At 61.9% G+C, this 25352-nt stretch carries 25 protein-coding genes; 11 read left to right on the top strand and 14 right to left on the bottom strand.

Annotation, left to right across the window (positions count from 1 at the left end; translation table 11 throughout):
• Positions 1-487: 487 nt before the first annotated feature.
• The 3 genes from CLU92_RS17870 to galE all read left to right on the top strand — a co-directional run bounded on the left by CLU92_RS17870 (position 488) and on the right by galE (position 4734).
• Positions 488-2521, top strand: a complete 2034-nt coding sequence (locus tag CLU92_RS17870; protein ID WP_143452616.1) for a hypothetical protein — start codon at positions 488-490, stop codon at positions 2519-2521.
• A gap of 364 nt (positions 2522-2885) precedes the next feature.
• Positions 2886-3566, top strand: a complete 681-nt coding sequence (gene trmB, locus CLU92_RS17865; protein ID WP_101482991.1) for a tRNA (guanosine(46)-N7)-methyltransferase TrmB — start codon at positions 2886-2888, stop codon at positions 3564-3566.
• Positions 3567-3714: 148 nt separating this feature from the next.
• Positions 3715-4734, top strand: a complete 1020-nt coding sequence (gene galE, locus CLU92_RS17860; protein WP_101482990.1) for a UDP-glucose 4-epimerase GalE — start codon at positions 3715-3717, stop codon at positions 4732-4734.
• A gap of 198 nt (positions 4735-4932) precedes the next feature.
• Here galE and CLU92_RS17855 read toward each other — a convergent pair whose 3' ends face one another.
• The 7 genes from CLU92_RS17855 to CLU92_RS17825 form a co-directional block, all read right to left on the bottom strand.
• Positions 4933-6219 carry a Glu/Leu/Phe/Val dehydrogenase gene (locus CLU92_RS17855; RefSeq protein WP_070220497.1) on the bottom strand — a complete coding sequence of 429 codons (1287 nt, stop codon included), beginning with the start codon at positions 6217-6219 and terminating at the stop codon, positions 4933-4935.
• Positions 6220-6509: 290 nt separating this feature from the next.
• A complete protein-coding gene (locus CLU92_RS17850) occupies positions 6510-7487 on the bottom strand; it encodes a LysR family transcriptional regulator (RefSeq protein ID WP_101482989.1) in 978 nt (325 codons plus the stop codon).
• 44 nt (positions 7488-7531) lie between these two features.
• Positions 7532-8014: a hypothetical protein gene (locus CLU92_RS17845; protein WP_101482988.1), complete on the bottom strand. Its 483-nt coding sequence runs from the start codon at positions 8012-8014 to the stop codon at positions 7532-7534.
• On the bottom strand, positions 8014-9837 hold the full coding sequence (recQ, locus tag CLU92_RS17840; RefSeq protein WP_101482987.1) for a DNA helicase RecQ: 1824 nt from the start codon (positions 9835-9837) through the stop codon (positions 8014-8016). The genes CLU92_RS17845 and recQ overlap by 1 nt, the downstream gene beginning before the upstream one ends.
• 6 nt (positions 9838-9843) lie before the next feature.
• Positions 9844-10689 (bottom strand): undecaprenyl-diphosphate phosphatase, encoded by an 846-nt coding sequence (locus tag CLU92_RS17835; protein WP_101482986.1) that lies wholly within the window; start codon positions 10687-10689, stop codon positions 9844-9846.
• 156 nt (positions 10690-10845) lie between these two features.
• Positions 10846-11994, bottom strand: coding sequence for an MFS transporter (locus CLU92_RS17830; protein ID WP_101482985.1), 1149 nt, complete (start codon positions 11992-11994; stop codon positions 10846-10848).
• A gap of 34 nt (positions 11995-12028) precedes the next feature.
• Entirely contained in the window at positions 12029-12799 is a 771-nt protein-coding gene (locus CLU92_RS17825) for a DeoR/GlpR family DNA-binding transcription regulator (RefSeq protein WP_101482984.1), read from the bottom strand.
• Between the two features lie 146 nt (positions 12800-12945).
• Between CLU92_RS17825 and CLU92_RS17820 the strand changes: the two genes are divergently transcribed.
• A complete protein-coding gene (locus CLU92_RS17820) occupies positions 12946-13194 on the top strand; it encodes a hypothetical protein (protein ID WP_101482983.1) in 249 nt (82 codons plus the stop codon).
• Positions 13195-13217: 23 nt separating this feature from the next.
• Here CLU92_RS17820 and CLU92_RS17815 read toward each other — a convergent pair whose 3' ends face one another.
• Both CLU92_RS17815 and CLU92_RS17810 read right to left on the bottom strand, forming a co-directional pair.
• On the bottom strand, positions 13218-13490 hold the full coding sequence (locus tag CLU92_RS17815; protein ID WP_101482982.1) for a YkgJ family cysteine cluster protein: 273 nt from the start codon (positions 13488-13490) through the stop codon (positions 13218-13220).
• Between the two features lie 78 nt (positions 13491-13568).
• A complete protein-coding gene (locus CLU92_RS17810) occupies positions 13569-14438 on the bottom strand; it encodes a head GIN domain-containing protein (RefSeq protein ID WP_101482981.1) in 870 nt (289 codons plus the stop codon).
• A 336-nt stretch (positions 14439-14774) separates the two neighbouring features.
• Here CLU92_RS17810 and CLU92_RS17805 point away from each other — a divergent pair, with 336 nt between their 5' ends.
• The 4 genes from CLU92_RS17805 (at position 14775) to CLU92_RS17790 (ending at position 18047) form a co-directional block, all read left to right on the top strand.
• Complete coding sequence (locus CLU92_RS17805; protein WP_101482980.1) at positions 14775-15425, top strand: TetR/AcrR family transcriptional regulator; 651 nt, start codon at positions 14775-14777, stop codon at positions 15423-15425.
• A gap of 170 nt (positions 15426-15595) precedes the next feature.
• Positions 15596-16246 carry a protein-L-isoaspartate O-methyltransferase gene (locus CLU92_RS17800; protein ID WP_101482979.1) on the top strand — a complete coding sequence of 217 codons (651 nt, stop codon included), beginning with the start codon at positions 15596-15598 and terminating at the stop codon, positions 16244-16246.
• 13 nt (positions 16247-16259) lie between these two features.
• On the top strand, positions 16260-16583 hold the full coding sequence (locus CLU92_RS17795) for a rhodanese-like domain-containing protein (RefSeq protein WP_034788759.1): 324 nt from the start codon (positions 16260-16262) through the stop codon (positions 16581-16583).
• A gap of 141 nt (positions 16584-16724) precedes the next feature.
• Positions 16725-18047, top strand: a complete 1323-nt coding sequence (locus tag CLU92_RS17790; protein ID WP_101482978.1) for a TolC family outer membrane protein — start codon at positions 16725-16727, stop codon at positions 18045-18047.
• 70 nt (positions 18048-18117) lie between these two features.
• Here the strand turns inward: CLU92_RS17790 and CLU92_RS17785 are convergent, their stop codons facing one another.
• Positions 18118-18585 carry a DMT family transporter gene (locus CLU92_RS17785; RefSeq protein ID WP_101482977.1) on the bottom strand — a complete coding sequence of 156 codons (468 nt, stop codon included), beginning with the start codon at positions 18583-18585 and terminating at the stop codon, positions 18118-18120.
• A 93-nt stretch (positions 18586-18678) separates the two neighbouring features.
• Between CLU92_RS17785 and CLU92_RS17780 the strand changes: the two genes are divergently transcribed.
• Entirely contained in the window at positions 18679-19584 is a 906-nt protein-coding gene (locus CLU92_RS17780; protein WP_218973468.1) for a LysR substrate-binding domain-containing protein, read from the top strand.
• Between the two features lie 4 nt (positions 19585-19588).
• On the opposite strand, the gene gloA is transcribed toward CLU92_RS17780, so the two are convergent.
• From gloA to CLU92_RS17760, 4 genes are all read right to left on the bottom strand, one after another.
• A complete protein-coding gene (gloA, locus tag CLU92_RS17775; protein WP_010401713.1) occupies positions 19589-19996 on the bottom strand; it encodes a lactoylglutathione lyase in 408 nt (135 codons plus the stop codon).
• Positions 19997-20120: 124 nt separating this feature from the next.
• Complete coding sequence (locus CLU92_RS17770; RefSeq protein WP_101484752.1) at positions 20121-20543, bottom strand: OsmC family protein; 423 nt, start codon at positions 20541-20543, stop codon at positions 20121-20123.
• Between the two features lie 101 nt (positions 20544-20644).
• Positions 20645-21955, bottom strand: coding sequence for a sorbosone dehydrogenase family protein (locus CLU92_RS17765; RefSeq protein ID WP_101482975.1), 1311 nt, complete (start codon positions 21953-21955; stop codon positions 20645-20647).
• Between the two features lie 39 nt (positions 21956-21994).
• Positions 21995-22261: a hypothetical protein gene (locus CLU92_RS17760; RefSeq protein WP_101482974.1), complete on the bottom strand. Its 267-nt coding sequence runs from the start codon at positions 22259-22261 to the stop codon at positions 21995-21997.
• A gap of 262 nt (positions 22262-22523) precedes the next feature.
• Here CLU92_RS17760 and CLU92_RS17755 point away from each other — a divergent pair, with 262 nt between their 5' ends.
• Both CLU92_RS17755 and recN read left to right on the top strand, forming a co-directional pair.
• Entirely contained in the window at positions 22524-23495 is a 972-nt protein-coding gene (locus tag CLU92_RS17755) for an NAD kinase (RefSeq protein WP_257561113.1), read from the top strand.
• Between the two features lie 49 nt (positions 23496-23544).
• Entirely contained in the window at positions 23545-25212 is a 1668-nt protein-coding gene (gene recN, locus CLU92_RS17750) for a DNA repair protein RecN (protein ID WP_101482973.1), read from the top strand.
• Positions 25213-25352: the final 140 nt, after the last annotated feature.

The raw sequence follows: 25352 nt of genomic DNA, 5'->3' as shown, positions 1-25352 counted from the left end.
CGCTTCAGACTGGGCTGAGACATTCGCTTCAGTGTGACAATTCGTGACTATCTCAATTGAGCAATTTGCTATCCTCCTGGGCGGCTATCTGTTCGTTTGCTCGCAGAATTGCCCCACACTGTTTGACCCGCCTTCCACTGCCTGGCAAACGCTGCCACGCGGTCGTATGACCCCGCATAGTCCAGCTCTTTCAGGTCCCCATGGATCTGCTGCAAAGTGCGCGCTGCCTATGGATGCAATGTTCTTCTTGGGAATAATAAATGGCAACTATGACTAGCTACTCAAAACGCCTTGATAGCCGGGCAGGTTCTTCCGACAAGAAATGACCAGGCATTTGTGTCATGTGTGGCCAATATGGCGCACTCAAGCGTAGCATTCGCACCGACGTTAGCGTCACGCCAAAACAGAAGCTTGCCCTAGCCGCTTAACCTCTACTTTTAGCGCGCTCAAAAAATGCGGGAATTACCGAGGGATATGTACAATCAAGATGCAAAATCAAACGATGCATGAAAAAATGCGAACAACGACTAAATTTCTGCTGCGTCAATTTAAAAGCCTTGTTATAGGGATTGTTGCCTTGTTCATATACGCTGAAGCGCCCGCATGTGATGGTTTGGTCGGAAGCTATGCGGTGCAGGAAGGCGAGCCTGCCCGAATCTGGATCGAGCATCAGGAGCACGGTTATGTCTTGTCGACATACGATCCTGAGCAAAAAGCGTGGACTTCTTATCAGGTGTCGCTCAGGCCAATGACGCGTGAGCAGTTCAGCCAGATTCCCGTGCAAATGGATGGCGCTTCCTGCGCGCTGGCCGGTGCCGGTGTGTTTTTTGTTAAAACCTTTTCTGGCGCACAATTCTCCGGCGTGGCTGCAAGCCAGAATTTCGCCGCCCCCATGCGTACGAGCAAGACGGGCACCGTCCTGGTTTCATTGGATGGATTTGCCCCGGGAGGCATGGATTTGTACCCCGTGCGGCAGGCGATCAAGCCACCCGCACCGGCAAACAGCGAATATTGTGCCCATGGCATGCCTGCGGATATGAGCCTGGCCGCATTCCATGCACTGCCGCCCGACCTTAAGCGACACCGTCAGTCCGAGGACTTCCAGCGCGAGGTGATGTGTGGGCAGTATCTGCATGGATTGATGGCGGGGAGCGAAAATCCAACGCCCAGTCCGGCCAATGATGCCATTGCGCGCGCTGCCGTGCTGCGGCACATCCGTGTTTTGCTGGCCGCTGGATCGGTTCCGCGCACCGCCAGCGGCGAATCGGCATGGTGGGAGGCATCCCGGCGTTTCCTGGCGGGCAGCGAGCCGCCAATATCCCCGAACCAGGCCATCCCGGCCATGCGGCAAGATTATTATGCGCTTTTTGCCGAGGAGATTTTACCCCGCCTGGCCGCTAGCCGACCCGATCCGGCCGACCATGGCAATACCTGGCTGCTGGCACGGCACGCCGTCAACTTGCCTGACGATGCGGCATTGCGCACGCTCGATGTCATCAAGTCCATGCAAGTGCCGGACGAACTGGTGACATTCCACAAGTATCTGGCCGATGAGGTGCTGGGAAAAGTCCGCGTCGGCGCGCTGCCCATGCCGGTATTCGACTGGCTGACGCGGGAGGCGGGGATGGCGGCGCTCGATGCCTCCAGCGTGCTTGAGCACGTGATCGTCCGTGATGATGCCGTTGGCGTGCGGCGCCTGCTGGATGCGGGCGCCAGTCCCCTCAATCGCTGGGCTGCGCCGCATGTGCTGAGTCAGTCAGCCGCGGCCACGGCGTACAAGTCCGCCTTGATCGAATACGTCCATGGCGGCAAAGGCAAGTTGCAGGCTGACGTGGCCGATGATCTGTTGCGGCGAGCGCTGGACGACTGCACTGGCAAAGATGCCATTTCTCTGGCGTTCCTGCTGGGAGCTGACCCTACGCGTTTTTTCCTGCATCCGACTATTCCGAAAAATGTGCTGGCGGTCAGATTGCTGTACTGCCCCAGCGTGCTTGGCCCACTATTGAAGGCAGGCATGCGGCTCGATCAGCGCTATCCGCTGTCGATCGCGCGCGACGGGCAAACCGACACGCCGCTGGGTGGCTACTTGAGAATGCGCGATCCGAACGGCAGTTTGTCGGCGCAGTCGGCAGACGTGGTGCGCATGCTGCTGAGCAGCCATAACAATGCCAAGGAAGTGGCAGGCAATGGCTTCGGCAACCCGCTACTGAAATATGCAATTGAGACGGGCAGCGTGGAGATCGTCAAAACGATGCTCGATTTCGGCGCCGACCCGCAAGCAAAAGACGCGAAAGGCTTCCCCGCCTGGCTACGCGTCCTTGATGGCGACAAGGACGATATTCTCCTCCTGATCATGCAAGCCAGACCCGGTCTCGACCTGAACGCATCGCCGGATGAGCGGATTAGCCCGCTGGCGTATGCCGAATGTCTGGGTGCGCCGCGCGTAGCATCGATATTGCGCCAGCGTGGCGCACTTGAAAAGGGGACGGCGCTTTGCCGGCAAGCCGGCAAGAAGACCTGATAATTGCCAAAGTTCGCATCCATCGGCGATATGCTCGGATAAAAAATAGGACCTTTGTTCGATAGCCTGGAATTGATGGAGATTGACAGGGCGGTGTAATCGTTACCAGTCACTCCACAATCGCACAATTCGCTGCATGGATGGCCGCTTCTGCGGCTGCTATAATGTCATTTTTGCGGAGCAGAAACGGGCCGCAAGCCCGCATGGCTGTTGAGTTCCTTGTCGAGCTTCCCAAGCTAACGACGAGGATTCGATTCCCTTCACCCGCTCCATTTTTCGCTGGCGCCCGGTTTTATATGGCGCGGCCACTTATTTCTCCATTTCCATGTCTTCTGATACCCCAGCAAACGGCCCGGCGCGGCCGATGATGTACGATCCGACCGAACACCGCATCCGCAGCTTCGTGACCCGCGCGGGACGGCTGTCTGTCGCGCAGGCGCGCGCGCTTGAGACCTTGGGGCCGCAGTTCCTGTTGCCTTTCGCCAAGGAGCCCGTGGACTTCGAACAGGTGTTTGGCCGCAAGGCGCCGGTCATCCTGGAAATCGGTTTTGGCATGGGGGCGACGACCGCCCATATCGCCAAGGCCATGCCGGAGAAGGATTTTATCGGTGTCGAAGTGCATACGCCGGGTGTCGGCAGTCTGTTGAAACTGATCGGCGAAGAGTCGCTGACGAATCTGCGCCTGCTGCAGCACGATGCCGTGGAAGTGCTGACGCACATGATTCCTGCCAATTCGCTGGCCGGTATCCACGTGTTTTTCCCCGATCCATGGCACAAGGCACGCCACAACAAGCGCCGCCTGATCCAGTCGCCTTTCGTCAAGCAGCTGACCGATCGCCTGGCGCCGGGCGGCTATCTGCATTGCGCCACCGATTGGGAAGATTACGCGGTGCAAATGCTGGAGGTACTGGGCGCCGAGCCGCAGTTGCACAATAGCGCCGATGCTTATGCGCCGCAGCCAGCGTACCGTCCGCTGACCAAGTTTGAAAACCGCGGCTTGAAACTGGGCCATGGCGTGTGGGATCTGGTGTTCATCAAGAAATAAATCTGGCGGTTTGCCAGCCTGTGCCATTTGCACGAGAACAAGCCTGCCGCGGCGACGCCGCAGGCTTTTTTCATGCGCGCTAGCGTGCGCTGGCTAGGCAAGGTGGGCGATTTACGGTAGTCTTATCTTTTTTGCATTGATTGAGATTATGTCCAAGAAAATACTCGTAACCGGCGCATCCGGTTTCATCGGTTCGCATACCTGCGTCGAATTGCTGGCTGCCGGCTTCGATGTGGTCGCGGTGGATAATCTGTGCAATAGCGCGCGCGAAGCGATGGTGCGCGTGGAGCGCATTTCCGGCAAAAGCGTGCCTTTCTACGAGGCTGACGTACGCGATCGCGTGGCCATGGCCACCGTACTGCGCGAGCATGCCATCGATGCAGTGATCCATTTTGCGGGGCTGAAGTCGGTGGGCGAATCCGTGGCCCAGCCGCTGATGTATATGGATAACAATGTGACAGGCACCGTAGCGTTGCTGGAAGTGCTGGCGGCGGCGAACGTGAAGCGTTTTGTGTTCAGCTCGTCGGCCACCGTGTATGGCGATCCGGAAGCCCTGCCGATCCTGGAATCGTCGCGCTTGTCCGTGACCAACCCATACGGCCGCTCCAAGCTGATGGTCGAGCAGATTCTGGCCGATCTCGTGCATGCTGATGCTCAATGGCAAGTCGGTGTGTTGCGCTATTTCAACCCGGTGGGTGCGCATGCCAGCGGCTTGATCGGTGAAGACCCGGCCGGCATCCCGAATAACCTGATGCCCTTCATTGCCCAGGTGGCAGTGGGCCGCCGTGAGCGCCTGGCCGTCTTCGGCAATGATTACGATACGCCGGATGGTACGGGTGTGCGCGACTACATCCACGTGGTCGACCTGGCGCTGGGCCATGTGGCCGCGTTGAACCGCCTGTTTTCCACCGAGGGCGGCTTCACCGTCAACCTGGGCACGGGCCATGGCTACAGCGTGCTCGATACCGTGCGGGCCTTCGAAGCGGCCAGCGGCCGTGCCGTGCCGTACGATATCGTGCCGCGCCGCCCCGGCGACATCGCCAGCTGCTACGCCTCGGCCGACAAGGCGAAGCAATTACTGGGCTGGCAAGCGCAGAAAAACATCGACGACATGTGCCGCGATCACTGGCGCTGGCAGCACCAGAACCCGCAAGGCTACGCAGCTTGAAGCAAAGCCGGCGCCCATAAAAAAATCCCGCTCACACGATAGTGTGGCGGGATTTTTTTTAGAGCGCCATCAACCCAATGGCGTCAAAGGTAGCAATGGCGCCTGAAAAATGTCGGGGGCTAGGCGCCGCCCCGAAGACAGTACGCCAGTACGGCGAGGGGCAGGCAACAACGCCCCAGGCATTTTCTCAGGCAGCCATTATGGATACAGGCCGCGCACTTCGCGAGCCTGGAGAACACGCGTGCACGCCAGGATGAAGGTGGCGGTACGCATCGACACTTTCTTCTCTTGCGACACTTGCCATACCGCGTCGAATGCCTCGCGCATGATGCGGGTCAGGCGGCTGTTGATTTCTTCTTCGGTCCAGAAGAAGCTCGAGAAGTTCTGCGCCCACTCGAAGTAGCTGACGGTCACGCCGCCGGCGTTGGCCAGCACGTCTGGCACGATCAGCACGCCGCGGTCGGTCAGGATATCGTCCGCTGCCGGCAGGGTCGGGCCATTGGCGCCTTCCAGGATGATTTTGGCGCGGATGACTTGTGCGCGTTCAGCGGTGATCTGCTGTTCCAGCGCGGCCGGGATCAGGATGTCGCAATCGATGCCCCAGAAATCTTCGCGCGGCACGAATGCCTCGGCGCCCGGGAAGCCTTCGACGCTGCCCACTTCGGCCACGTGTGCCAGCAGTTGCGGGATGTTCAAGCCGCCGGAATGCACGACGGTGGTCTTGTGGTCTTGTACCGCGACGACTTTCGAACCGGCTTCTGCGAACATGCGGGCAGCGACGCCACCCACGTTGCCGAAACCTTGCACGATGACTTTCGCGCCTTCGAGCGACATGCCGACCTTGGCGGCCGCATCGCAACCGACGACGAACACGCCGCGGCCGGTCGCATCGCGGCGACCCAGGCTGCCGCCCAGCGAGATTGGTTTGCCCGTCACCACGCCGGTCGACATATTGCCGCCGATCATGGCGTAGCTGTCCATCATCCACGCCATGACTTGTTCATTCGTGTTGACGTCCGGTGCCGGGATATCCTTGTTCGGTCCGATGATCATGCTGATCTCGCTCGTGTAGCGGCGGGTCAGGCGCTGCAGTTCGTTGCGCGACAGGGTCTTCGGATCGACACGGATACCGCCCTTTGCGCCGCCGTATGGCACGTTGACCGCTGCATTCTTGACCGTCATCCAGGCCGACAGGGCCATCACTTCCGACAGTGTCACGTCCTGGTGGAAGCGCACGCCGCCCTTGCCCGGGCCGCGCGACAGATTGTGTTGCACGCGGTAGCCTTCGTAGTGAGCAATGGTGCCGTCATCGCGTTCGATGGGCACGTCGACTGTCAGGATGCGCTTTGGACGCTTCAGCGTTTCCACCCAGCGCGACAGGTTGCCCAGGTAAGGCGTAACGCGGTCGATCTGCTCGAGGTAGACGCCCCATGGGCCCAGGTCTTCAGGATTGAGGTAGGAAGGAAGTGCGTGCTTGCTGGTCATGCTTGATAAGCTCCTGGACAAAACGGTGGTGTAATGCCGAAAAATCTACTGCGCGTCGTGCTTTGTGGCCGGTGATGCTCGCTGTACCTTCGTGCAGCTGCGCTTCTCGGCCACAAATCATCGCCGCTCGCTACGATTTTTCCTGGCATTCAAAAATGCTGTGGTAGGCGCACCCAATTGAGTTGCGCGCAGCGGAACCGCATCGTAGGCGATAGCCTCATGCCCCGGCCAATGCTTTGTGCGCATCCGGTTATGCATTTATTGCATAGTTGTATTGCCAGGATTGCCAGTCAGGACCGGGCGGTCTCTGTGGCGCGTTTGCGGCGTTTGCCCGCGCGCGCCCTGCCTTCCTGGGCCTGCACCAGGTATTGCCACAGGCTTTCGACGATCTGCTTTCCCGGACGCAGGCTGGACGGGCGTTCGCGGTACAAACGGATTTCCAGCTCGATTTCCCAGCCTGGCGCGCCGCCGTCGGCGCGCGCCAGGTGCTTGTACTTGACATCGCGCATGACGGCCGATTCGGGCAGGAAGGCGATGCCGCGGCCTTCAAGCGCCATCATTTTCAAGCCTTCTGCCATGTCCGTTTCGTAGCAGGTTTCCAGGAAGAGGGGTGCCTTGGCATCGGCCACCAGCAGTTCCACCATGCGTCCCAGGTAGGCATTGCTGGTATAGGAGAGGAAAGGCAGCGGTTCCTTGGCGCTGCCCGGCAGGACGAAGTCGGGCACCTTGTCCTGGCCGCAGCGCGCATACGCGCGCAGGGTTTCGCGGCCCATCACCAGCATGTCATAGCGGCCCGGGTCCAGCTGCACCGGCTGGCGCGGATGGTGATAGCACAGCAGCAGGTCGCAGCCGCCATCGACCAGTTGCAGCACGGCATCGTGCACGTTCAGGGCCATCAAACGGCTGTTGATCGGCGCAAAACCTTCTTCCAGCGCCGTCAGCCATTTCGGCATGAAAGTCAGCGACAAGGTGTGCGGCACGGCGAAGTCGACACTCGTTTGCGTGGCCGCCCGCTTGCCGCGCAACAGGGCGCGCACGCCGTTGATTTGCCCCAGCATTTCCAGCGCCTGCTCGTAAAACACGGCGCCAGCCGGCGTCAATCGCGTGGGGTAGGAGGTGCGGTCAACCAGGTCGATGCCGAGCCAGTTTTCCAGCGACTGGATGCGCCGCGAGAAGGCGGGCTGGGTGACGTGGCGTAGCGCCGCGGAACGGCTGAAATTATGCGTTTCAGCGAGCGAGATGAAGTCTTCCAGCCATTTGGTTTCCATCGCGGCAGCGTTCCGTTATCAAGGGCAGGGGCAAAATGAAATGGTCAGGGCGTATCGCTTGATGCCGCCGGCTGGTACAGCGCGGCGGGCAGGCCGAAGAAGGATGGCGGGCCCAGCGTCGTGCCATCGAGCGAGCTGCCCGCGTCCAGGGCCTTGTTGATGGTCGAGAGCAGGGAGCTGCGGTCCGCCAGGTTCTGCATCAGCGCGCGCGGACCATTGTGGAAGGTGTGCTGGGCGATGTCCAGGGCGACAACAAAGATCGGTTCGCGGCGCATGCTGAACTCCACCCATTCGTCGTCGTCCTGGGCGCAGAAGGTGTCGGGCAGGGTCATGTTTTCGGCGCCGGGAAGGTGTGACGCCAGCACCAGGCCGAACGCTTCCGGAATCACGTCGGCCAGGCGGCGTACGGTGAGTTCGTCGCGCACCAGGGCGCGCAATTGTTCCTCTTCTTGCTCTTCGCTGGCGTCGCGCTGCGCGCCAAGCAGTTTCACGGCCTGGTAAATCAGGTCGGACGAGAGTACTTCCATTAAATCATCTCCAGGATCATGGCGACGATGTCGTCGCCGTACGAGGCCAGTTTTTTCTCACCCACGCCACTCACGCCGCGCATCTGCTCCAGCGAGGTAGGCTTGGCTTTGGCGATTTCGCGCAGGGTGGCATCGACGAAAATCACGTAGGCGGGCACATTGTGCGTGCGCGCCGTCTCCACCCGCCACCAGCGCAGCTTGTCGAAAATTGCCTGCTCGCTGGTGGACAGGTCCGTCTCGACATAGCCCTTCGCCACGCTGGTGCCGCGCTTGCTGGTTTTCACCGGTTTCTGGTACTGGCGCAGCTGCACCTTCTGGCCGCCCTTGAGCACGGGGCGCGAGGCGTCCGTCAGTTTCAGCGAGCTGTATTGTTCATGGTCGACCGAGACGAGGCCCAGCGCGATGGCCTGGCGCAGGATAGCTTTCCATTCCGCTTCGCCCAGGTCAGAGCCGATGCCGAAGACGGACAGTGAATCGTGGTGCCAGGTCTTGATGCGTTCCGATTCCACGCCGCGCAGCACGTCGATCACGTGGCCGCCGGCGAAGCGCTGGTCGACGCGGTAGATGGCCGACAGCAGTTTTTGCACGGGCACCGTGCCGTCGAACGACACGGGCGGCACCAGGCAGGTGTCGCAATTGCCGCACGGCGAAGCCGGTTCGCCGAAGTATTCGAGCAGGCGCATGCGGCGGCAGCTGAGCGTTTCGCACAGGCCCAGCATGGCGTCGAGTTTCACGCCCAGCACGCGCTTGAAAGTGTCGTCCGCTTCCGATTCATCGATCATGCGCCGCTGCAGCACCACGTCCTGCAAGCCATACGCCATCCAGGCGTTGGCGGCCATGCCGTCGCGGCCCGCGCGGCCCGTTTCCTGGTAATAACCCTCGATGCTTTTCGGCAGATCCAGATGCGCCACGAAGCGCACATCGGGCTTGTCGATGCCCATGCCGAAGGCGATGGTGGCGACCATGACGATATTTTCTTCGCGCAGGAATCGCGCCTGGTTGGCGCTGCGTTTGGCGTATTCCATGCCGGCGTGGTAGGGCAGGGCGCGGATTCCGCTCTGGTTCAGGAACTCCGCCGTTTCTTCGACCTTCTTGCGCGACAGGCAGTAGACGATGCCGCAGTCGCCCGTGTGTTCCGTGTTGATGAAGTCGAGCAGCTGCTTGCGGCCATTCGCCTTTTCCACGATCTGGTAGCGGATGTTCGGCCGATCGAAGGACGAGACGAACTGGCGCGCGTCTTCCAGCTGCAAACGCAGGGCGATTTCGGCACGCGTCTGCGGGTCGGCCGTGGCAGTGAGCGCGATGCGCGGCACGTCCGGGAACTGCTCGTGCAGCACCGACAGCTTGATGTATTCGGGGCGGAAGTCATGGCCCCATTGGGCCACGCAATGCGCCTCGTCGATGGCAAACAGGGAGATTTTTGACGCCTGGAACAGGTCCAGGCAACGCTGCGTCATCAGGCGCTCGGGCGCCACGTAGACGACATCGATGCCGCCGGTGCGCACCAGGCGCTCGATGCGGCTTGCTTCTTCGTAGGTTTGCGTAGAGTTCAGGAAGGCGGCGCGCACACCCACTTCGGCCAGCGCGTCCACCTGGTCCTGCATCAGCGCGATCAATGGCGAGACGACGACGCCCACGCCATCGCGTAGCAGCGCGGGAATCTGATAGCACAGCGACTTGCCGCCACCCGTGGGCATCAGCACCAGCGCATCGCCGCCATGGCTGACGTGGTCGACGATGTCGGCTTGCTGGCCGCGGAAGGCCGGATAGCCGAAAACGGTCTGCAGCAGGTGCAGCGCGCGCTGGTTAAGATCTTGATTCATAGTGCCTTATTCTGCCCAAACAACCCAGCCGTAGTGGGCGCTGGCCAGGACCAGCAAGCCAAACACAATGCGGTACCAGGCAAAAAACGTGAAGTCGTGCGAGCTGATGTAACGCAGCAGCCAGCGCACGCACAGGAAGGCGGAGATGAAGGCTGCCACGGTGCCCAGGCCGAACAGGGGCACATCGGTGGCCGACAGGATGTCGCGCGCTTTGTACAGCGAGTAGAAGGTGGCCGCCAGCAGGGTGGGGATGGCCAGGAAGAACGAGAATTCGGTGGCGGTCTTGCGCGACAGGCCCAGCAGCATGCCGCCGATGATGGTCGAGCCGGAACGGCTGGTGCCGGGAATCAGCGCAAACGCCTGCGCGCAGCCCACTTTCAAGGCGTCGAGCGGCGTCATTTCATCGACCGAGTTGACGCGTACGGTGACGGGATTGGTGCGCGCGCGGCGCTCTACCAGCAAGATGATGATGCCACCGATGATGAAGGCCATCGCCACTGGCACGGGCTTGAACAGCGCATGCTTGATCATCTTGCCGATGGCCAGGCCAATGATGGCCAGCGGCAGGAAGGCAATGGCCACGTTCAGCACGAACTTGCGCGACTTGACCTCGGTGCTGAAGGTAGACAGCACGCTGCCGATGCGCTGGCGGTATTCCCAGCACACGGCCAGGATGGCGCCGGCCTGGATGGCAATCTCGAAGACATCCATGACCTCTTTTGATACATCCTTGGTAAAGTCGAGCAGGCTGCCGGCCAGGATCAGATGACCCGTGGACGAAATCGGCAAGAATTCCGTAAAACCTTCGACCAGCCCCATGATGATGGCTTTTAACGCAAGAATGAGATCCATAGATGTATAAACGGGTGTAAGTGACTGGATGGGGTGAGCGCGTGGCGCCAGCAATGTGCGCGGGGTCGAAGCTTACCACGACAGAGGCTTGCCAACCTTATTTGGGCGCTGACGGGCGGCGCTTTTTTAGCGTCGTCCGCCAGGCGTGAGGGAGGATCAGGATGCCTGTTTTGCCGGCGCCACCAGGCGCGCGCTGGCCGCCACCAGCAGCAGGGCGGCGCCCAGCATGGCGAAGGCGATATTCAGGCTGGTGGCGTGGGCCACGAAACCGATCACTGCCGGACCGGCCAGGATGCCCGCATAGCCGATGGTGGTGATGGCCGCCACCGCCAGGCTGGCCGGCATGGCACGCTGGTTGCCGGCGGCCGTGAACAGGATGGGCACGATGTTCGCTGCACCCAGGCCGATCAGCACGAAGCCAAGCATGGCAAGGCTGGCGTGGGGCGCCAGCACGGCCAGGAAGAAGCCGCCCGCCGCGCACAAGCCGCCAAAAGTAAGTACCCGCTTTCCGCCAAAGCGGCTGACCACCTTGTCGCCCGTGAAGCGGCCCAGCGTCATGGCGATGGCGAAGGCGGCGTAGCCGAGGCCGCCCTTGGCTTCTTCCACGCCACGCGTGGTGGTGAGGAACAGGGCGCTCCAGTCGAGAATCGCGCCTTCGGCCAGGAAGACGATAAAGCACAGCAGGCCGATGAAAATGACGGCGCCATGCGGCATGACGAACAGTGGCGTCTTTTCGCCGGATGCGGACGCTGTCGGCAGCAGATGGCCTTGCGCCGCGCCAAGCACGCCGCACAGCAGCAGCATCACTACCACGCAGGACCAGGCCGGTGTCAGGCCCAGCCACAGCAGCAGGGCCATGCAGGCCGCGCCGGCGAAACCGCCCACGCTGAACAGCGCATGAAAACCCGACATCATGGCGCCGCCGTTGGCTTTTTCGATGATCACGGCCTGGATATTGATGGCCACATCGAAGGTTCCCATGGCCGCGCCGAACACCAGCAGCACCAGGCCCAGTTGCAGCGGCGTGGCGGCCAGCGCCAGGCCGGGCAGGATGGCGGTCAGGAGCAGGCCGGCGGCGACGATGACCTTGCGGCAGCCGAAGCGGGCCGCGAGCATGCCCGTAAACGGCATCGCGCACAGCGAGCCGGCGCCCAGGCATAGCAGCAAGATGCCGAGGGTGGCTTCATCGAGGCCCAGGCGCGACTTGGCGTAGGGAACCAGCGGGGCCCAGGCGGCCATGCCTAGGCCGGCGGCGAAGAAGACCAGGCGCGTGGCGCGTTGTTGCAGGGTACCGGTGAGATGCATGGGAGCGGTTTTCCAGAGTCAGGGTGAATAAAAATCAGGCACGGGTGCGCAGCACTTGCACGCCCAGCCGTTCAAAGGCGGCCGCGTGCGCGGCATCGGCATCGGCTTCGAGCACCAGGTGTTGCAGCAAGCCCGTGGCCAGTACGCCGAAGGGCGCGGCCGTGCCCAGCTTGTCGCTGGTGACGGCCACGACGACGGCCTTGCTGGCGCCGGCGATGCTGCGCTTGAATTCGGCCTCGTCATAATTAAAGGCAGTGATGCCCGCGTCCGCGTCGGCGCCGCAGGCGCCCAGGAAGCACAGGTCGGGATGCATGCGTTCGACGGTGCGCAGCGCCTGCGGGCCCAGGCTGGCGCCGGCACGGCGGTCGACCCGGCCGCCAGCCATGATCAGCTCGATTTCGGGACGCTCCATGAGCGCCATGGCAATCGCCGGCGCATTGGTGATCACAGTGAGCGCCAGCTCCGGCAAGGCGCTGGCGATGGCCAGGTTGGTCGACCCCGCGTCGAGGAACAGCACCTGGCCCGCGCGCACGAGGGACACGGCGGCTTGCGCCAGGCTCGCCTTGCGTTCCGGCGCTTCGTGCTTGCGCTGTGCCAGCGTACCGCCGTCCGGCGCCAGCGGCAGGGCGCCGCCATACACGCGCTGGCACAGGCCGGCCGCCGCCATCTCGCGCAGGTCGCGCCGTATCGTATCTTCGGACACGTCGAGCTGGCGCGCCAAGTCCAGCGCCAGCACGCGGCCGTCGGCGTGCAATTGTTGCTGGATCAGCGCGTGGCGTTGTTTGAGGAGCAGGGTGGCAGACATGTGGGCTTTGAAAACGTGCAGGAATGTGCATGAATATACGCAAACGTGCAATCTGAGTCAAGCCGGATGTATGAACTTGGCAGGCATTGCCAGAAAGGCATAATTTCTGTTAGTGTTGCAAAAAATAGAATGAATAGGGAAACATCATGCTGTCACGTACGTCGTTGCTGGCCACCCTGCTGGACCGTGCCATGCGCCGCCATGGATGGGGGATTCTGGGGGCGGTACTGTTTTTTAATGTCATGCACTGGATGCGCTACGCTACGCTGGGCTGGCGCGATGCGCGCGATTCCCTGTTCCTGCTGCTGATCTATCTGGGCCTTGTCATGCTGTTGGAATACAAGCGCCTGCGCGACGCAGAAGAAGCCTCGGCAGCAGTCGAAGACGGCCGCTAAAGGGAGAGGGCTGGCGCCGCCGTTCAGGGCGCCGTCAGCCGCTCCAGCTCTGCCAGCCAGCCGATGGCATGTTCGCGGCTGCTGCCGCACATCTCTGCGGACGGCTGCAAGCCGCCGCAAAACGCTGGCCGCTCCGGCTGGCCAAAGATCTTGCAGCGGTTGTCGTCGGCCAGTTGCACGCAGCGCACGCCCGCAGGTTTGCCATCCGGCATGCCAGGAATCGGGCTGGTGATGGAGGGCGCGGTGCAGCAGGCGCCGCAGGATGGGCGGCATGCCAGGGTGGCAGAAGGTGACATGGGATTTCAGGCGAGCGGGTGAGGAGCCGACAGTATAGCAAGCCGGCCCCCGTACCCTGCATCTCGCCAGGGCGGTGGCTAACGCACGATGCTGACGCGCTTGCCCGACAGGGTGCGGCGGGCCGGATCGCCATGCACGGTGATGCGGCCGGAACCGCTGGCGCGGGCATTGACTTCACTCTGGACAGTGACATCGACGTCGCCGGAACCGTTGCTCGCCAGATAGGCAACGTCGCTGTGCAGGGCGGCCAGGTTGATATCGCCCGAGCCATTCACGTTGGCGTCGAGGCGCTGCACGGCGCCGCTGGCGCTGATACTGCCCGAGCCGTTGACGGCCACGTTGATGCGTTCGCCGCGCACAGTGCCCAGTTGGATGTTGCCCGAACCGTTCTGCACCGCATCCGTATTGCCGCTGGCGAGGGCCGCCGCATTGATGCTGCCCGAGCCATTGTTGGCAACGTCCAAGCGTCCCACCTTGCCCGACAGTTCGCTCTTCATCGAACCACGTTGCTCCAGGCTGAAATCTTCGCCATTGAAACCACTGGCCACCAGGCGGCCAGAGCCGGAGATGTTGATCTTCTTCAATTGCGGCGTCGTATAAATGACGTGGATGCCATTGCTGCTGCGAATGTTTGTATCGCTCCAGATGCGCAGGGTGTTGCCGCTTACTTCGCTATGGATGCGCGGCTGCAGATTGCTGTCCGCTTCGATCACCAGCGATGTTGCCGGGCCGACGCGCACGTCGATCTTCATATCGATACGCTTCATGCTGTCGATGTCGAGCGTGTTGGTGTTGCTGACCTGGCGCACGTCGCGGCTCACTTGCTCGTTGCCCTGAGTGGCATTGCCACCCGCGTCGGCATAGCGCACTTCGCCATCGTTGGGGTTGATGACGATGGCGCAACCGCCAAGGGCAACGGCACAGCACAGGGCCAGCAAGGTACGCATGGTGTTTCCTTTATGATTGTTGTAGTTCGGAACAAGAAAAAAGCCGGCTGCCGCGCCGCGGCTGCCGTGCTGTTGATAGCAAGGTAGCAAATCTGACACGCTTGCTGAGTGGAAATGCGATGAACTGCGCAAAACGGGGGCTGAAACGCATTCTGCTTCCCCTGGCAACACAGGTCCGGCGCCAGAGGAGCTGTCGCCAACGCCGGCACGGAGCGTACAATACCCGTGTTCGGCGTACCGGGCGGTGCCCCGCGTCGCGCCAGTGGCCTGCGCTTGACCTTGGCGGTAGACAGGTCTACTATTAATGACTCAAAAGTAAGTTACTTGGAAAGATACATGCAAGCCCCGATTGATACCAAGCCCCGCTGGGAGCGGCGCAAGGATGCCCGTCCGCAGGAATTGCTCGCCGCCGCCCTCGACCTGTTTGTCGAACGGGGGTTTGCATCGACGCGCCTGGAGGATGTGGCCAAGCGGGCCGGCGTGTCGAAGGGCACGCTGTACCTGTACTTTGAGAATAAACAAGAGCTGTTCAAGGCCGTGGTGCGCGACAATATCGTGCATTCCATTGGCGAGGCGGAAGACAGCATGGCCGTCTCGGACAGCACCAGCGCCGAGTTGTTGCGCAGCACGATGATGCAATGGTGGGAAGAGTTCGGCGCCACCAAGCTGGCCGGCTTGACCAAGCTGATGCTGGCCGAATCGAACAATTTCCCGGAACTGGCGCAGTTTTACAACGAAGAGGTGGTCGCGCGCGGTAATGCGCTGATCGTCAGCCTGGTCGAGCGCGGTATGCGCCGCGGCGAGTTCCGCCAGGTTGATCCCGTGCTGGTCAGCGCCATCCTCAGCGCGCCCGTCACCATGCTCATGATGTGGACGCATTCCTTTCTGCCATGCGAGGTCAAGAACATCGATCCGCTCGCCTACATGGATGCGTTTATCGACATGAGCCTGCGCAGCCTGCAGCTGGAGGCGCCAGGGAAAAGCTGATGCGCCGGGCCTGCCTGCTACCGTTCAGTTGCCCCTTTTCCAAGGTTCGCCCCCCCAAATCTGCAGATCGTCGCAAATTTCCTCCATTCCCCGCCTTTATGGTTAACATGTGCTTTCAGCCAGTTCAACGATAAAATGGCGGATTATTACTTCACTTACCGAGTCCAAAGATGAATATCGAACAAGCCCGCTTCAATATGATCGAACAGCAGATCCGTCCATGGGACGTACTGGATATCGACGTGCTGGAGCTGTTGAACGTGGTCAAGCGTGAAGATTTCGTGCCGGCCGCCTATAAAAACCTGGCCTTCGTCGATACGGAAATTCCACTGGGCGGCGGCGAATACATGCTCACGCCGAAGCTGGAAGCGCGTATTTTGCAAGACGTAGCCGTCAAAAAGCATGAAAATGTGCTGGAGATCGGCACCGGTAGCGGCTACATGGCTGCTTTGCTGGCGTACAAGGCACGTCATGTGACGAGTGTGGAAATCGTTCCCCAATTGAAAACCCTGGCCGAGCAGAACCTGGCCGCCAACGGCGTGACGAACGTGACCGTGGAACTGGGCGACGCCGCCCAAGGCTGGAGCAAGGGCGCACCGTACGACGTGATCGTCGTTTCCGGCGCCCTGGCCGTGTTGCCGGAAGCACTGTTGCAACAAGTGAAAGTCGGCGGCCGCATCCTGGCCATCATCGGCGAAGCGCCGATCATGTCGGCGCATTTGATCACGCGCAGTTCGGACAAGGCTTACGACACGCGCAAGCTGTTTGAAACCAACGTCACGCCACTGCAAGCCGTGGCACCGTCGCATTTCCAGTTCTGAGGCGAGCAATTCGATGGAGCATTTGAGTGCACCGCAGCTGGCCGCCTGGCTGGCTGACCCTTCCCGCCCGCGCCCGTTTTTGCTCGACGTGCGCGAACAGTGGGAATTCGATCTGTGCCACCTCGACGGTGCCACCCTGATGCAGATGAACTCGATTCCTGCGCGCATCGATGACCTCGATGAAGATGCCGAGATCGTCTGCATTTGCCATCACGGCATGCGCAGCATGCAAGTGGCGGCATTCCTGGAGCGCAATGGTTTTGGCAAGATCAGTAATTTGACGGGCGGCGTGCATGCCTGGGCGCTGCAAGTTGACAGCGCAATGCCTAAATACTAAGTTATTTTGCAGTAGTTGCACCCAGGCATGTTTTCATGCATGCCTGCGGAGGCCTGTACCCCGCTCATCCGGCGGGCGCAAGGCAAGCGGTAGCAGATTTTTGATTCCATCAACTTTTGACGACTCCAACGGAGAAATGCAATGCGGAAACCCCTTATCGCCGTGCTGATGACCAGCGCCTTTGTCTCGATGACATGCTCGCTGCAAGCGCAGGCGGCCGATCTCATCCAGGTGTACCAGCAGGCGCTGGCCAATGACGCGCAGTATGCCAGCGCGCGTGCGGCCCTGTCGGCCGGGATGGAGCGGGTTCCGCAGGGGCTGGCAGGCTTGCTGCCGCAGATTTCCGCTTCGGGCAGCAATACGCGCAACAGCATCGAGCCGATTACCAGCACGATCTCCATGCCGACGGTGAAAGTGCACACGAATACCTACAATCTGACCCTGGCGCAGCCGCTGTTCCGCTGGGACCGTTGGGAAACTTACCAGCAAAGCAAACTGGCACAAGCGATTGCTGAAGCGCAATTTGCACAAGTGCAGCAAGACTTGATCACGCGCGTGGCGCAGGCGTATTTTGACGTGCTCAGCGCGCAGGACAACCTGGGCGCCACGCAGGCGCAAAAGGTCGCCACGACGGAACAACTGGCATCGGCCAAGCGCAACTTCGAAGTCGGCACGCAAACGATTACCGACACGCATGAAGCGCAGGCGGCCTATGACCTGGTGGTGGCGCAGGAATTTGCCGCCATCAATGACCTGGCAAACAAGCGCAGCGCCCTGCAAACCATCATCGGCGAAGCGCCAACGAGCCTGGCGCCCATGCGCACGGGCGTGATCATCAGCGCGCCGGAACCGGCCGCCATCGAACCGTGGGTGTCATCCGCCGAAGAGCAGAACTATGGCGTCGTCACGGCCCAGTTCAACGTGGAATCGGCCAAGCGCGACATTGGCCGCAACCGCGCGGGCCACTATCCGACCCTGGACCTGATCGCCAACACGGGCCATACCTATACGACGGGTGGCGGCACTGGCAGCGCCAACAACAATGCCATCGGCGTGCAGTGGAGCATCCCCATCTTCAGCGGCTTTGCCGTCACCAGCAAGGTACGCGAGTCGATCGCGCTGGAAAACAAGGCCCGCAACGACCTGGAAACGGCACGCCGCACGGCGTCGCAAGGCGCGCGCCAGGCTTTCCTGGGCGTCAATAGCGGCCTGGCGCAAGTCAAGGCGCTGGAAGCGGCGGAAGTGTCGAGCAAATCGGCGCTGGAATCGAACCAGCTCGGCTACCAGGTAGGCGTGCGCATCAATATCGATGTCTTGAATGCGCAGAAACAATTGTTCTCGACGCAAAAAGACCTGTCGAAAGCGCGCTACGACACCATCATGAACGGCTTGCGCCTGAAGGCGGCGGCCGGCACCCTGAAGGAAACGGATTTGATGCCCGTCAACGCCTTGCTCGACAAATAAACCAGGTATTGTTCAAAATTAAAACCGGCACCGGCAACGGCGCTGGTTTTTTTTTCGTCTAGCGGTATTGTCACACGGCACGGCTGTTGGCGAATTGTGTCAGCACGACACCGGCCACCACCAGTCCCGCACCGCCCCAGTGCAGCGGAGAAATATGCTTGACGGCAAAGCCCAGCAAGCCGTAGCGGTCGATGGCCAGTGCGGCCAGCATTTGCCCGCCGATGACGGCCGCCAAGAAGGGACCGGAACCCATGCGCGGCGCCAGCATCAGCGCGGCCGTAATATAAAACACGCCGGCCGCGCCGCCCAGCCAGGACCAGCCCGGCCCGCGCATGGCGAGGCTGACCTCGGGCGCCGGCACCCGCCAGAGCAGCATCACGAGCGATGCGAGCACGGCGCTGACGGCCAGCGAGGCGAGGGTGGCCCACAGCGGGTGGCCCAGGTTGCGGCCCAGCGCGGCATTCGCGCCCGCCTGGAAGGGGACGACGGCGCCGGCCAGCATGGCCAGCGGGGCGAATACGGTAATCCATCCTTGCATCTGTGACTCCATCACTGTTGAGTTGATGGGGGCATCGTATTATGCTGTCATGATTAAATCCAATTCGTAATTTGTCAGCCAACCATGCACCAAATGAATAATCTGCGCGCCGTCGATTTAAACTTGCTGGTGATCCTGGAAGCGTTGCTCAGCGAACGCCATTTGTCGCGCGCGGCGGAGCGCTTGCATATGAGCCAGCCTGCCGTCAGCCACGCGCTGTCACGCCTGCGCCATCTGCTCGACGACCCGCTGCTGCTGCGCGGCAAGGGCGGCTTCCAGCCCACGGCGCGCGCTTTGGAATTGTCGCGGCCGCTGGCCGAGGCCCTGCAAAGCGTGCGCTCCGTGCTGGGCGGCGCCGTTTTTGAGGCGGCCACGGCACAGCGCGTGTTCCGCCTGGCCATGTCAGACTATGGCGCAGCGCTAATTTTGCCTGCCTTGCTGCACTGCTTGCGCGTGGAAGCGCCCGGCATCGACCTCGTCGTCAGCTATGCCAGCCGCCAAGCCGTGGTCGCTGGTGTGCAGGACGGCGAGATCGACATGGCGCTGGGTGTGTTCCCGCAATTGCCCGAGCAGTTACACAGGGAAACCTTATTCGAGGAAACGTTCGTATGCGCGCTGGACCCGGCCAGCCTGGCGCCGGGCGAAACATGGAGCCTGGACACCTATCTGGCGCGCCCGCATGTGCTGGTGGCGTCCAGCGAAATCGGCATGGCGGCCGAAGTCGACGCGGCGCTGGCCCAACTGGGCCAGACGCGTCGCATCGCCGTGCGTGTGCCTTACTGGACGGTCGCACCGAATGTCGTGATGGGGACGGACTTGATACTGACGGTGGCGCGGCGCGCCTTGCAGGCAAGCGCGGCGCAAGGGCTGGCGCTGTATGCTGCGCCGTTTGCCATCGCGCCGTTTGCGTTTGAAGTGATACGGCACCGCCGTACGGACGGCGATGCGGGCATCGCCTGGCTACGCGCGGCCATTGCACAGGCCGCCGAGCCAGGCTGAGGTATTACAAGCCGCCGCCCTGGCCGTCGAACTTGCGTTCGATCAACTCGATCTTGTAGCCGTCCGGGTCGGTGATGAAGGCGATGACCGTGTTGCCACCTTTTACGGGGCCCGGTTCGCGCGTGACGTTGCCGCCATTCGCGCGTGCCGCATCGCAAGCGGCAACGATATCGTCTGCCGAGATGGCGATGTGGCCATACGCCGTGCCCAGCTCGTAGCTGGTGGTGCCATAGTTATACGTCAGTTCCAGTTCCGCGTGGTCGGGGTTCGAGCCATAGCCGACGAAAGCCAGCGTGTACTGGTATTCGGGATTGTCGCTGGTGCGCAGCAGCTTCATGCCCAGGACCTTGGTGTAAAAATCGATGGAGCGCTGCAGGTCGCCGACCCGCAACATGGTGTGCAAAATACGCATCGTAAATCCTTGGTGGTGAGAGGAGAATGGCAGGATTTTATGCGTTTTATGGCTTTCTTGCCGAGACCGCCCCGACTGCCCTGGTACAGGACAGCAGTGGACGGTGACGTCAGTGCCCCTGGATTTACTCCAGATGGGCGTCCATGGTAATTTCCGTGGCCAGCAACTTGGACACGGGGCAACCGAGCTTGGCGCGCAGTGCTGCACCCTGGAACGCTTCCTCGGTGGCGCCAGGAATGCTGGCCACCAGGGTCAGGTGGACGGCCGTGATGGCATAGCTGCCATCGATTTTTTCCAGACTGACATCGGCCGTGGTTTTCAGGGCCGTGGCGCGCAGGCCCGCCTCTCCCAGTTGGCCGGACAGGGCCATGGTGAAGCAGGCGGCATGGGCAGCGCCGATCAATTCTTCCGGGTTGCTGCCGGGACCGTCTTCGAAGCGCGTGTTGAATCCATATGCCACATTGTCGAGCGCGCCGCTTTGGGTGGAAATAAATCCTTTGCCATCTTTAAGGCCTCCACTCCAGACGGCTGATCCTGTTTTTTTCATGATGTACTCCTTGCGTGGTTCGAACATCCATCATGCGCGCCCCACCCTGGCGCTTCCGTTCGTTGCGTCACACAGGGGGCGCATGCGCGGCGTCCATGCACTCAAGGCGCAGGTGTCACGCGCCAGATGACATTGCCCACGTCGTCCGCGACCAGCAGTGCGCCCGCCTTGTCAACAGCCACGCCGACGGGGCGCCCCTGCGCCTTGCCGTTCTCGTCCAGGAAGCCGCTGACGACATCCTGTGGCGGGCCGCTGGGCACGCCATTGGCGAAGGGCACATGGATGACTTTGTAGCCGCTGAAGGGCTTGCGGTTCCATGAGCCGTGCTGGCCGATGAAGGCACCGCCCCGGTAGCGTTCGGGTAGCAAGGTGCCGTCATAGAATGCCAGTCCCAGCGAGGCCGTGTGCGCACCCAGCGCATAGTCGGGCGCGATGGCGGTGGCTACCAGTTCGGGGCGCGGCGGCTTGACCCGTGCATCGACGTGCTGGCCGAAGTAACTGTAGGGCCAGCCATAGAAGGCGCCTTCCTTGACCGAGGTCATATAGTCCGGCACCAGGTCGTTGCCCAGCTCGTCGCGCTCATTGACGGCTGTCCACAGGGCGCCCGTTTTGGGCTGCCAGGCCATGCCATTCGGATTGCGCAAGCCGGTGGCATACACGCGTGCCTTGCCCGTCGCGCGCGTGAATTGCCAAATGGCGGCGCGGCCATCTTCGGCCCCCATGCCGTTCTCGCCCACATTGCTGTTGGACCCGACGGAAACATAGAGAAATTTGCCGTCGGCGCTGGCGACGACGTTCTTGGTCCAGTGGTGATTGATGGACCCGCCCGGCAAATCCATCACCTTCACGCCCTGCGCCGTGATGGCGGTCTGTCCTGTTTCGTACGGGAAGCGCATCAGTGCGTCCGAGTTGGCGATGTACAGCTCCTTGCCCACCAGGGCCATGCCGAATGGCGAGTTCAGGCCTTGCAGGAACACGCTGCGCGATTGCGCCACGCCATTCGCGTCAAGGCCGCGTAGAAGGGTGATGCGGTTGGCGCTGGGCGTGGCGGCACCCGCCTTTTTCATTTGCATCTGCATGATGGCACCCTTGATGCCCTTGCTGTCGTCCGGTTTCGGCGGGGCATTCGTTTCCGCCACGAGCACGTCGCCATTCGGCAGCACGTACAGCCAGCGCGGATGGTCGAGGTCGCGCGCATACGCCTGGATGGCCAGGCCGGGCGCGACCACGGGGCGCTGCGCGGCCGTCCAGCGCTGCACGGGTGCTACGTTGACGGTGGGAATGAATTGCCTGTCCGGTGCGGGCAGGGCGGGCTGCGGGCCGAAGCCCACGGGCATGGCGGGCGCCTGGGCGTGGGCGAGCGTGGTGCCGCAGGCAGCGGCCAGCAAGAAGGGACAGACATAGCGGTGCATGGCGTACTCCGGAACAATAGCAGTGCATGAGGATACGATTCAGCGCGCCTTCTTTGGTTCCAGTTGCGCGTCGGGGCGGGCTTGCTGCGGCGCGGCGGGCTTGACCTTTTCCACACCGGGTTGGGCGTGCCGGTCCGTATCGACCAGGCCGCGCTCCAGGTCGCTGGCCGCCTGTTGCATGATTTTGCGCGGGCGCACGTTTTGCGCATCGGGCGATTCATCGCGCTCGTGCGGCAGACGGTCGACACCGTCATTTTTGACCTTTTCATCGGTATTGATCTTGCGTTCACTTGGTGGGGTATGCATATGGCCTCCTGACAGTAAAGATGACGTGAACCCAGTGTCCTGCCGCTTCAGGCCGCCTGCAAGCGGATTTGTCCATGCTGGGAGCGCTGGCGCACGCATGGACGATTCTTTTTCTGCGCTACACTGCGTGCAACACCAAGAACGCCCCTTGCAGGCACACGGCAGCCGCACTATACTGTTCATATATACAGTATCATGCGATGGCAGCGTGCGACGCGACAGCCTGGGGCGGCTTGCCACTGAATTTACATCCGAGACTCTTATGCCCGTCGATACACACGCCGAACAGCGCGCCGAACAGCCAGCCGCAACCTTGCCAGCCCCTGGCGAGCACTTCAACCTGGGCGCCAAGACCATCGCTCTGGTCGTGCGCCAGAATACGGATGGCATTGCCGAGCCCGTTAAAAGCATCGTGGATTTCCTGCAGGTGCTGGGCCACACGGTGGTCTTTGAGGCGGAGACGGCCGCGCATCTGAACCTGGCGTTTCCCGGCGTGCGCGCCATGTCGCCGGCTGAGATCGGCGCCGCCGCCGATTGCGCCATCGTCATGGGTGGCGACGGCACCATGCTGGGCATTGCGCGCCAGTTGGCGCCATTCGACGTCCCCTTGATCGGTATCAATCAAGGGCGATTGGGTTTCATGACGGATATCCCGCTCGAGCGCATGCTGCCTGTATTGGCGCAAATTCTCGGCGGCCGCTTCAAGGCCGAACGCCGCACCTTGCTCGAAGGCAGCGTGCTGCGCGATGGCGAGTCGATTCACGTGGGCATGGCCGTCAACGATGTCGTCGTCTCGCGGGGCGGCGGTGCCGGCATGGCGGAATTGCGCGTCGAGGTCGATGGCCACTTCATGTACAACCAGCGTTCTGACGGGCTGATCATCGCCACGCCCACGGGCTCGACCGCATATGCGCTGTCGGCCGGCGGCCCCTTGCTGCACCCGACCCTGGGTGGCATCGTGCTCGTGCCGATTGCCCCGCATGCGCTGTCAAACCGCCCCATCGTCCTGCCCGACTCCAGCCAGATCGTGGTGGAAATCGTGCGCGGGCGCGATATCAGCGTCAATTTCGACATGCAGACCTTTGCCAGCCTGGTCCAGCAAGACCGCATCCTCATCCGCCGTTCGCCGCACACGATTACCTTCCTGCATCCGGAAGGGTGGAGTTACTACAACACCCTGCGTGAAAAATTGCACTGGAATGAGTACCCGTCGGGCGAGGGCAAGCTCAGCTAACAAGTTTTCTCCACGCTAACCCGCGGTGCGCCGCCTAACCACAGAAGCCATGCTCCATACACTGTCCATTCGCGATTTTGTCATTGTCGATACCATTGAACTGGAATTTTCCGCCGGCTTCAGCGTGCTGACGGGTGAGACGGGCGCCGGCAAGTCCATCCTCATCGATGCGCTGACCCTGGCGCTGGGCGGGCGCGGCGACGCCAGCGTGGTGCGCGAAGGCGCGGCCAAGGCCGACATCACGGCCGATTTCTCCGTCAGCGAGGTGGCGCAGGCCTGGCTGGTGGCGCATGAATTTGCCAACGACGATGGCGGCGCGCTGCTGCGCCGCGTGATCGACAATGCGGGCCGCTCGAAGGCGTATATCAACGGTATCCCCGCCACGGCCGCGCAGTTGCGCGAATTGGGGGACATGCTGGTCGATATCCACGGCCAGCACGCGCACCAGTCGCTGTTGAAAAGCGAAGCGCAGCGCGCCTTGCTCGACGGCCAGGCGACGGCGCGCGAAGCGGGCGCGGAGCAGGATGCGCGGCAAGTGGCGGCGCTGCACAAGCGCTGGCGCGCCCTCGTGCGCCAGCGCGAAGAATTCGAAACGAATGCCGCCAACGTGCTGTACGAGCGCGAACGCCTGGAATGGCAAGTGGGCGAACTGGAAAAACTGGCGGCCAAGCCCGGCGAGTGGACGGAGATCACGAACGAGCACAGCCGCCTGTCGCACGCGGCCAGCCTGCTGGAAGGGGCGCAGGAAGCCCTATCCCTCATTTCCGAGTCGGAAGACCACCCTATCGTGTCGCAACTGTCGGCCTTGAACCAGAAGCTGGGCAAGCTGGTGTCCGTGGATGCGGAATTGCAGCCCATCGTCGACCTGATCGAATCGTCGCGCATCCAGCTGCAGGAATCCGTATACGCGCTGAACAATTACCTGGACCGGGTCGAACTGGACCCTGAGCGCCTGCATCAGCTCGATGCGCGCATGGAAGCCATGCACAGCACTGCCCGCAAATTCCGCGTCACGCCCGAAGAATTGCCTGAGGAGCACGCCAAGCTGTCGGAAAAGCTGCAGCACCTGGCCGACGCTTCCGATATCGAGGGCTTGCTGCGCCAGGAAGCGAAGATCGAAGCCGAGTACCGCGACGTGGCAGGCCGCCTGTCCGACACGCGCCGCGCCGCCGCGCTGGAGCTGGGGCAAGCCGTCACGCGCGCCATGCAGGAATTGAGCATGACGGGCGGCAGCTTCGAGATCGCCCTCAATCCATGCGAACCGGCCGCCCACGGCCTGGAGCAGGTGGAATTCCTCGTCGCCGGCCATGCGGGCACGGCACCCCGCTCGCTGGCGAAAGTGGCGTCCGGCGGCGAACTGGCGCGCATCGCGCTGGCCATTTCCGTCATCACCTCGCACGCCACCACCACGCCGACCCTGATCTTCGACGAGGTCGACAGCGGCATCGGCGGCGCCGTCGCCGAAGTGGTGGGCCGGCTGCTGAAACGCCTGGGGCAGGGACGCCAGGTGCTGTGCGTGACCCACTTGCCGCAAGTGGCCAGCCAGGCGAACCAGCATTTTCAGGTGGCAAAAAGCACCCTGGACAATGGCAAGACAGCTTCGCGCATCGACATGCTCGATGCCAAGGCCCGCGTGGAAGAAGTGGCGCGCATGCTGGGCGGCCTGGAAATCACGGCCACCACGCGCAAGCATGCCCGTGAATTGCTGGCAATTTGATTCATGGCTGGGGGCAGACCGTCAATCCGGGGTCAGACCCCCGGATGCGTTAGCGCTGAGCTTGACGTTAGCGGCAATGAGGGTCTGACCCCAGCAGTTAATGCAACTATAATAACTGGCTAATCCATCCAACGCCTTCG

Source organism: Janthinobacterium sp. 61 (assembly GCF_002846335.1).
GTDB lineage: Bacteria > Pseudomonadota > Gammaproteobacteria > Burkholderiales > Burkholderiaceae_D > Janthinobacterium.
This window is presented reverse-complemented; position numbering and strand designations above follow the sequence as displayed.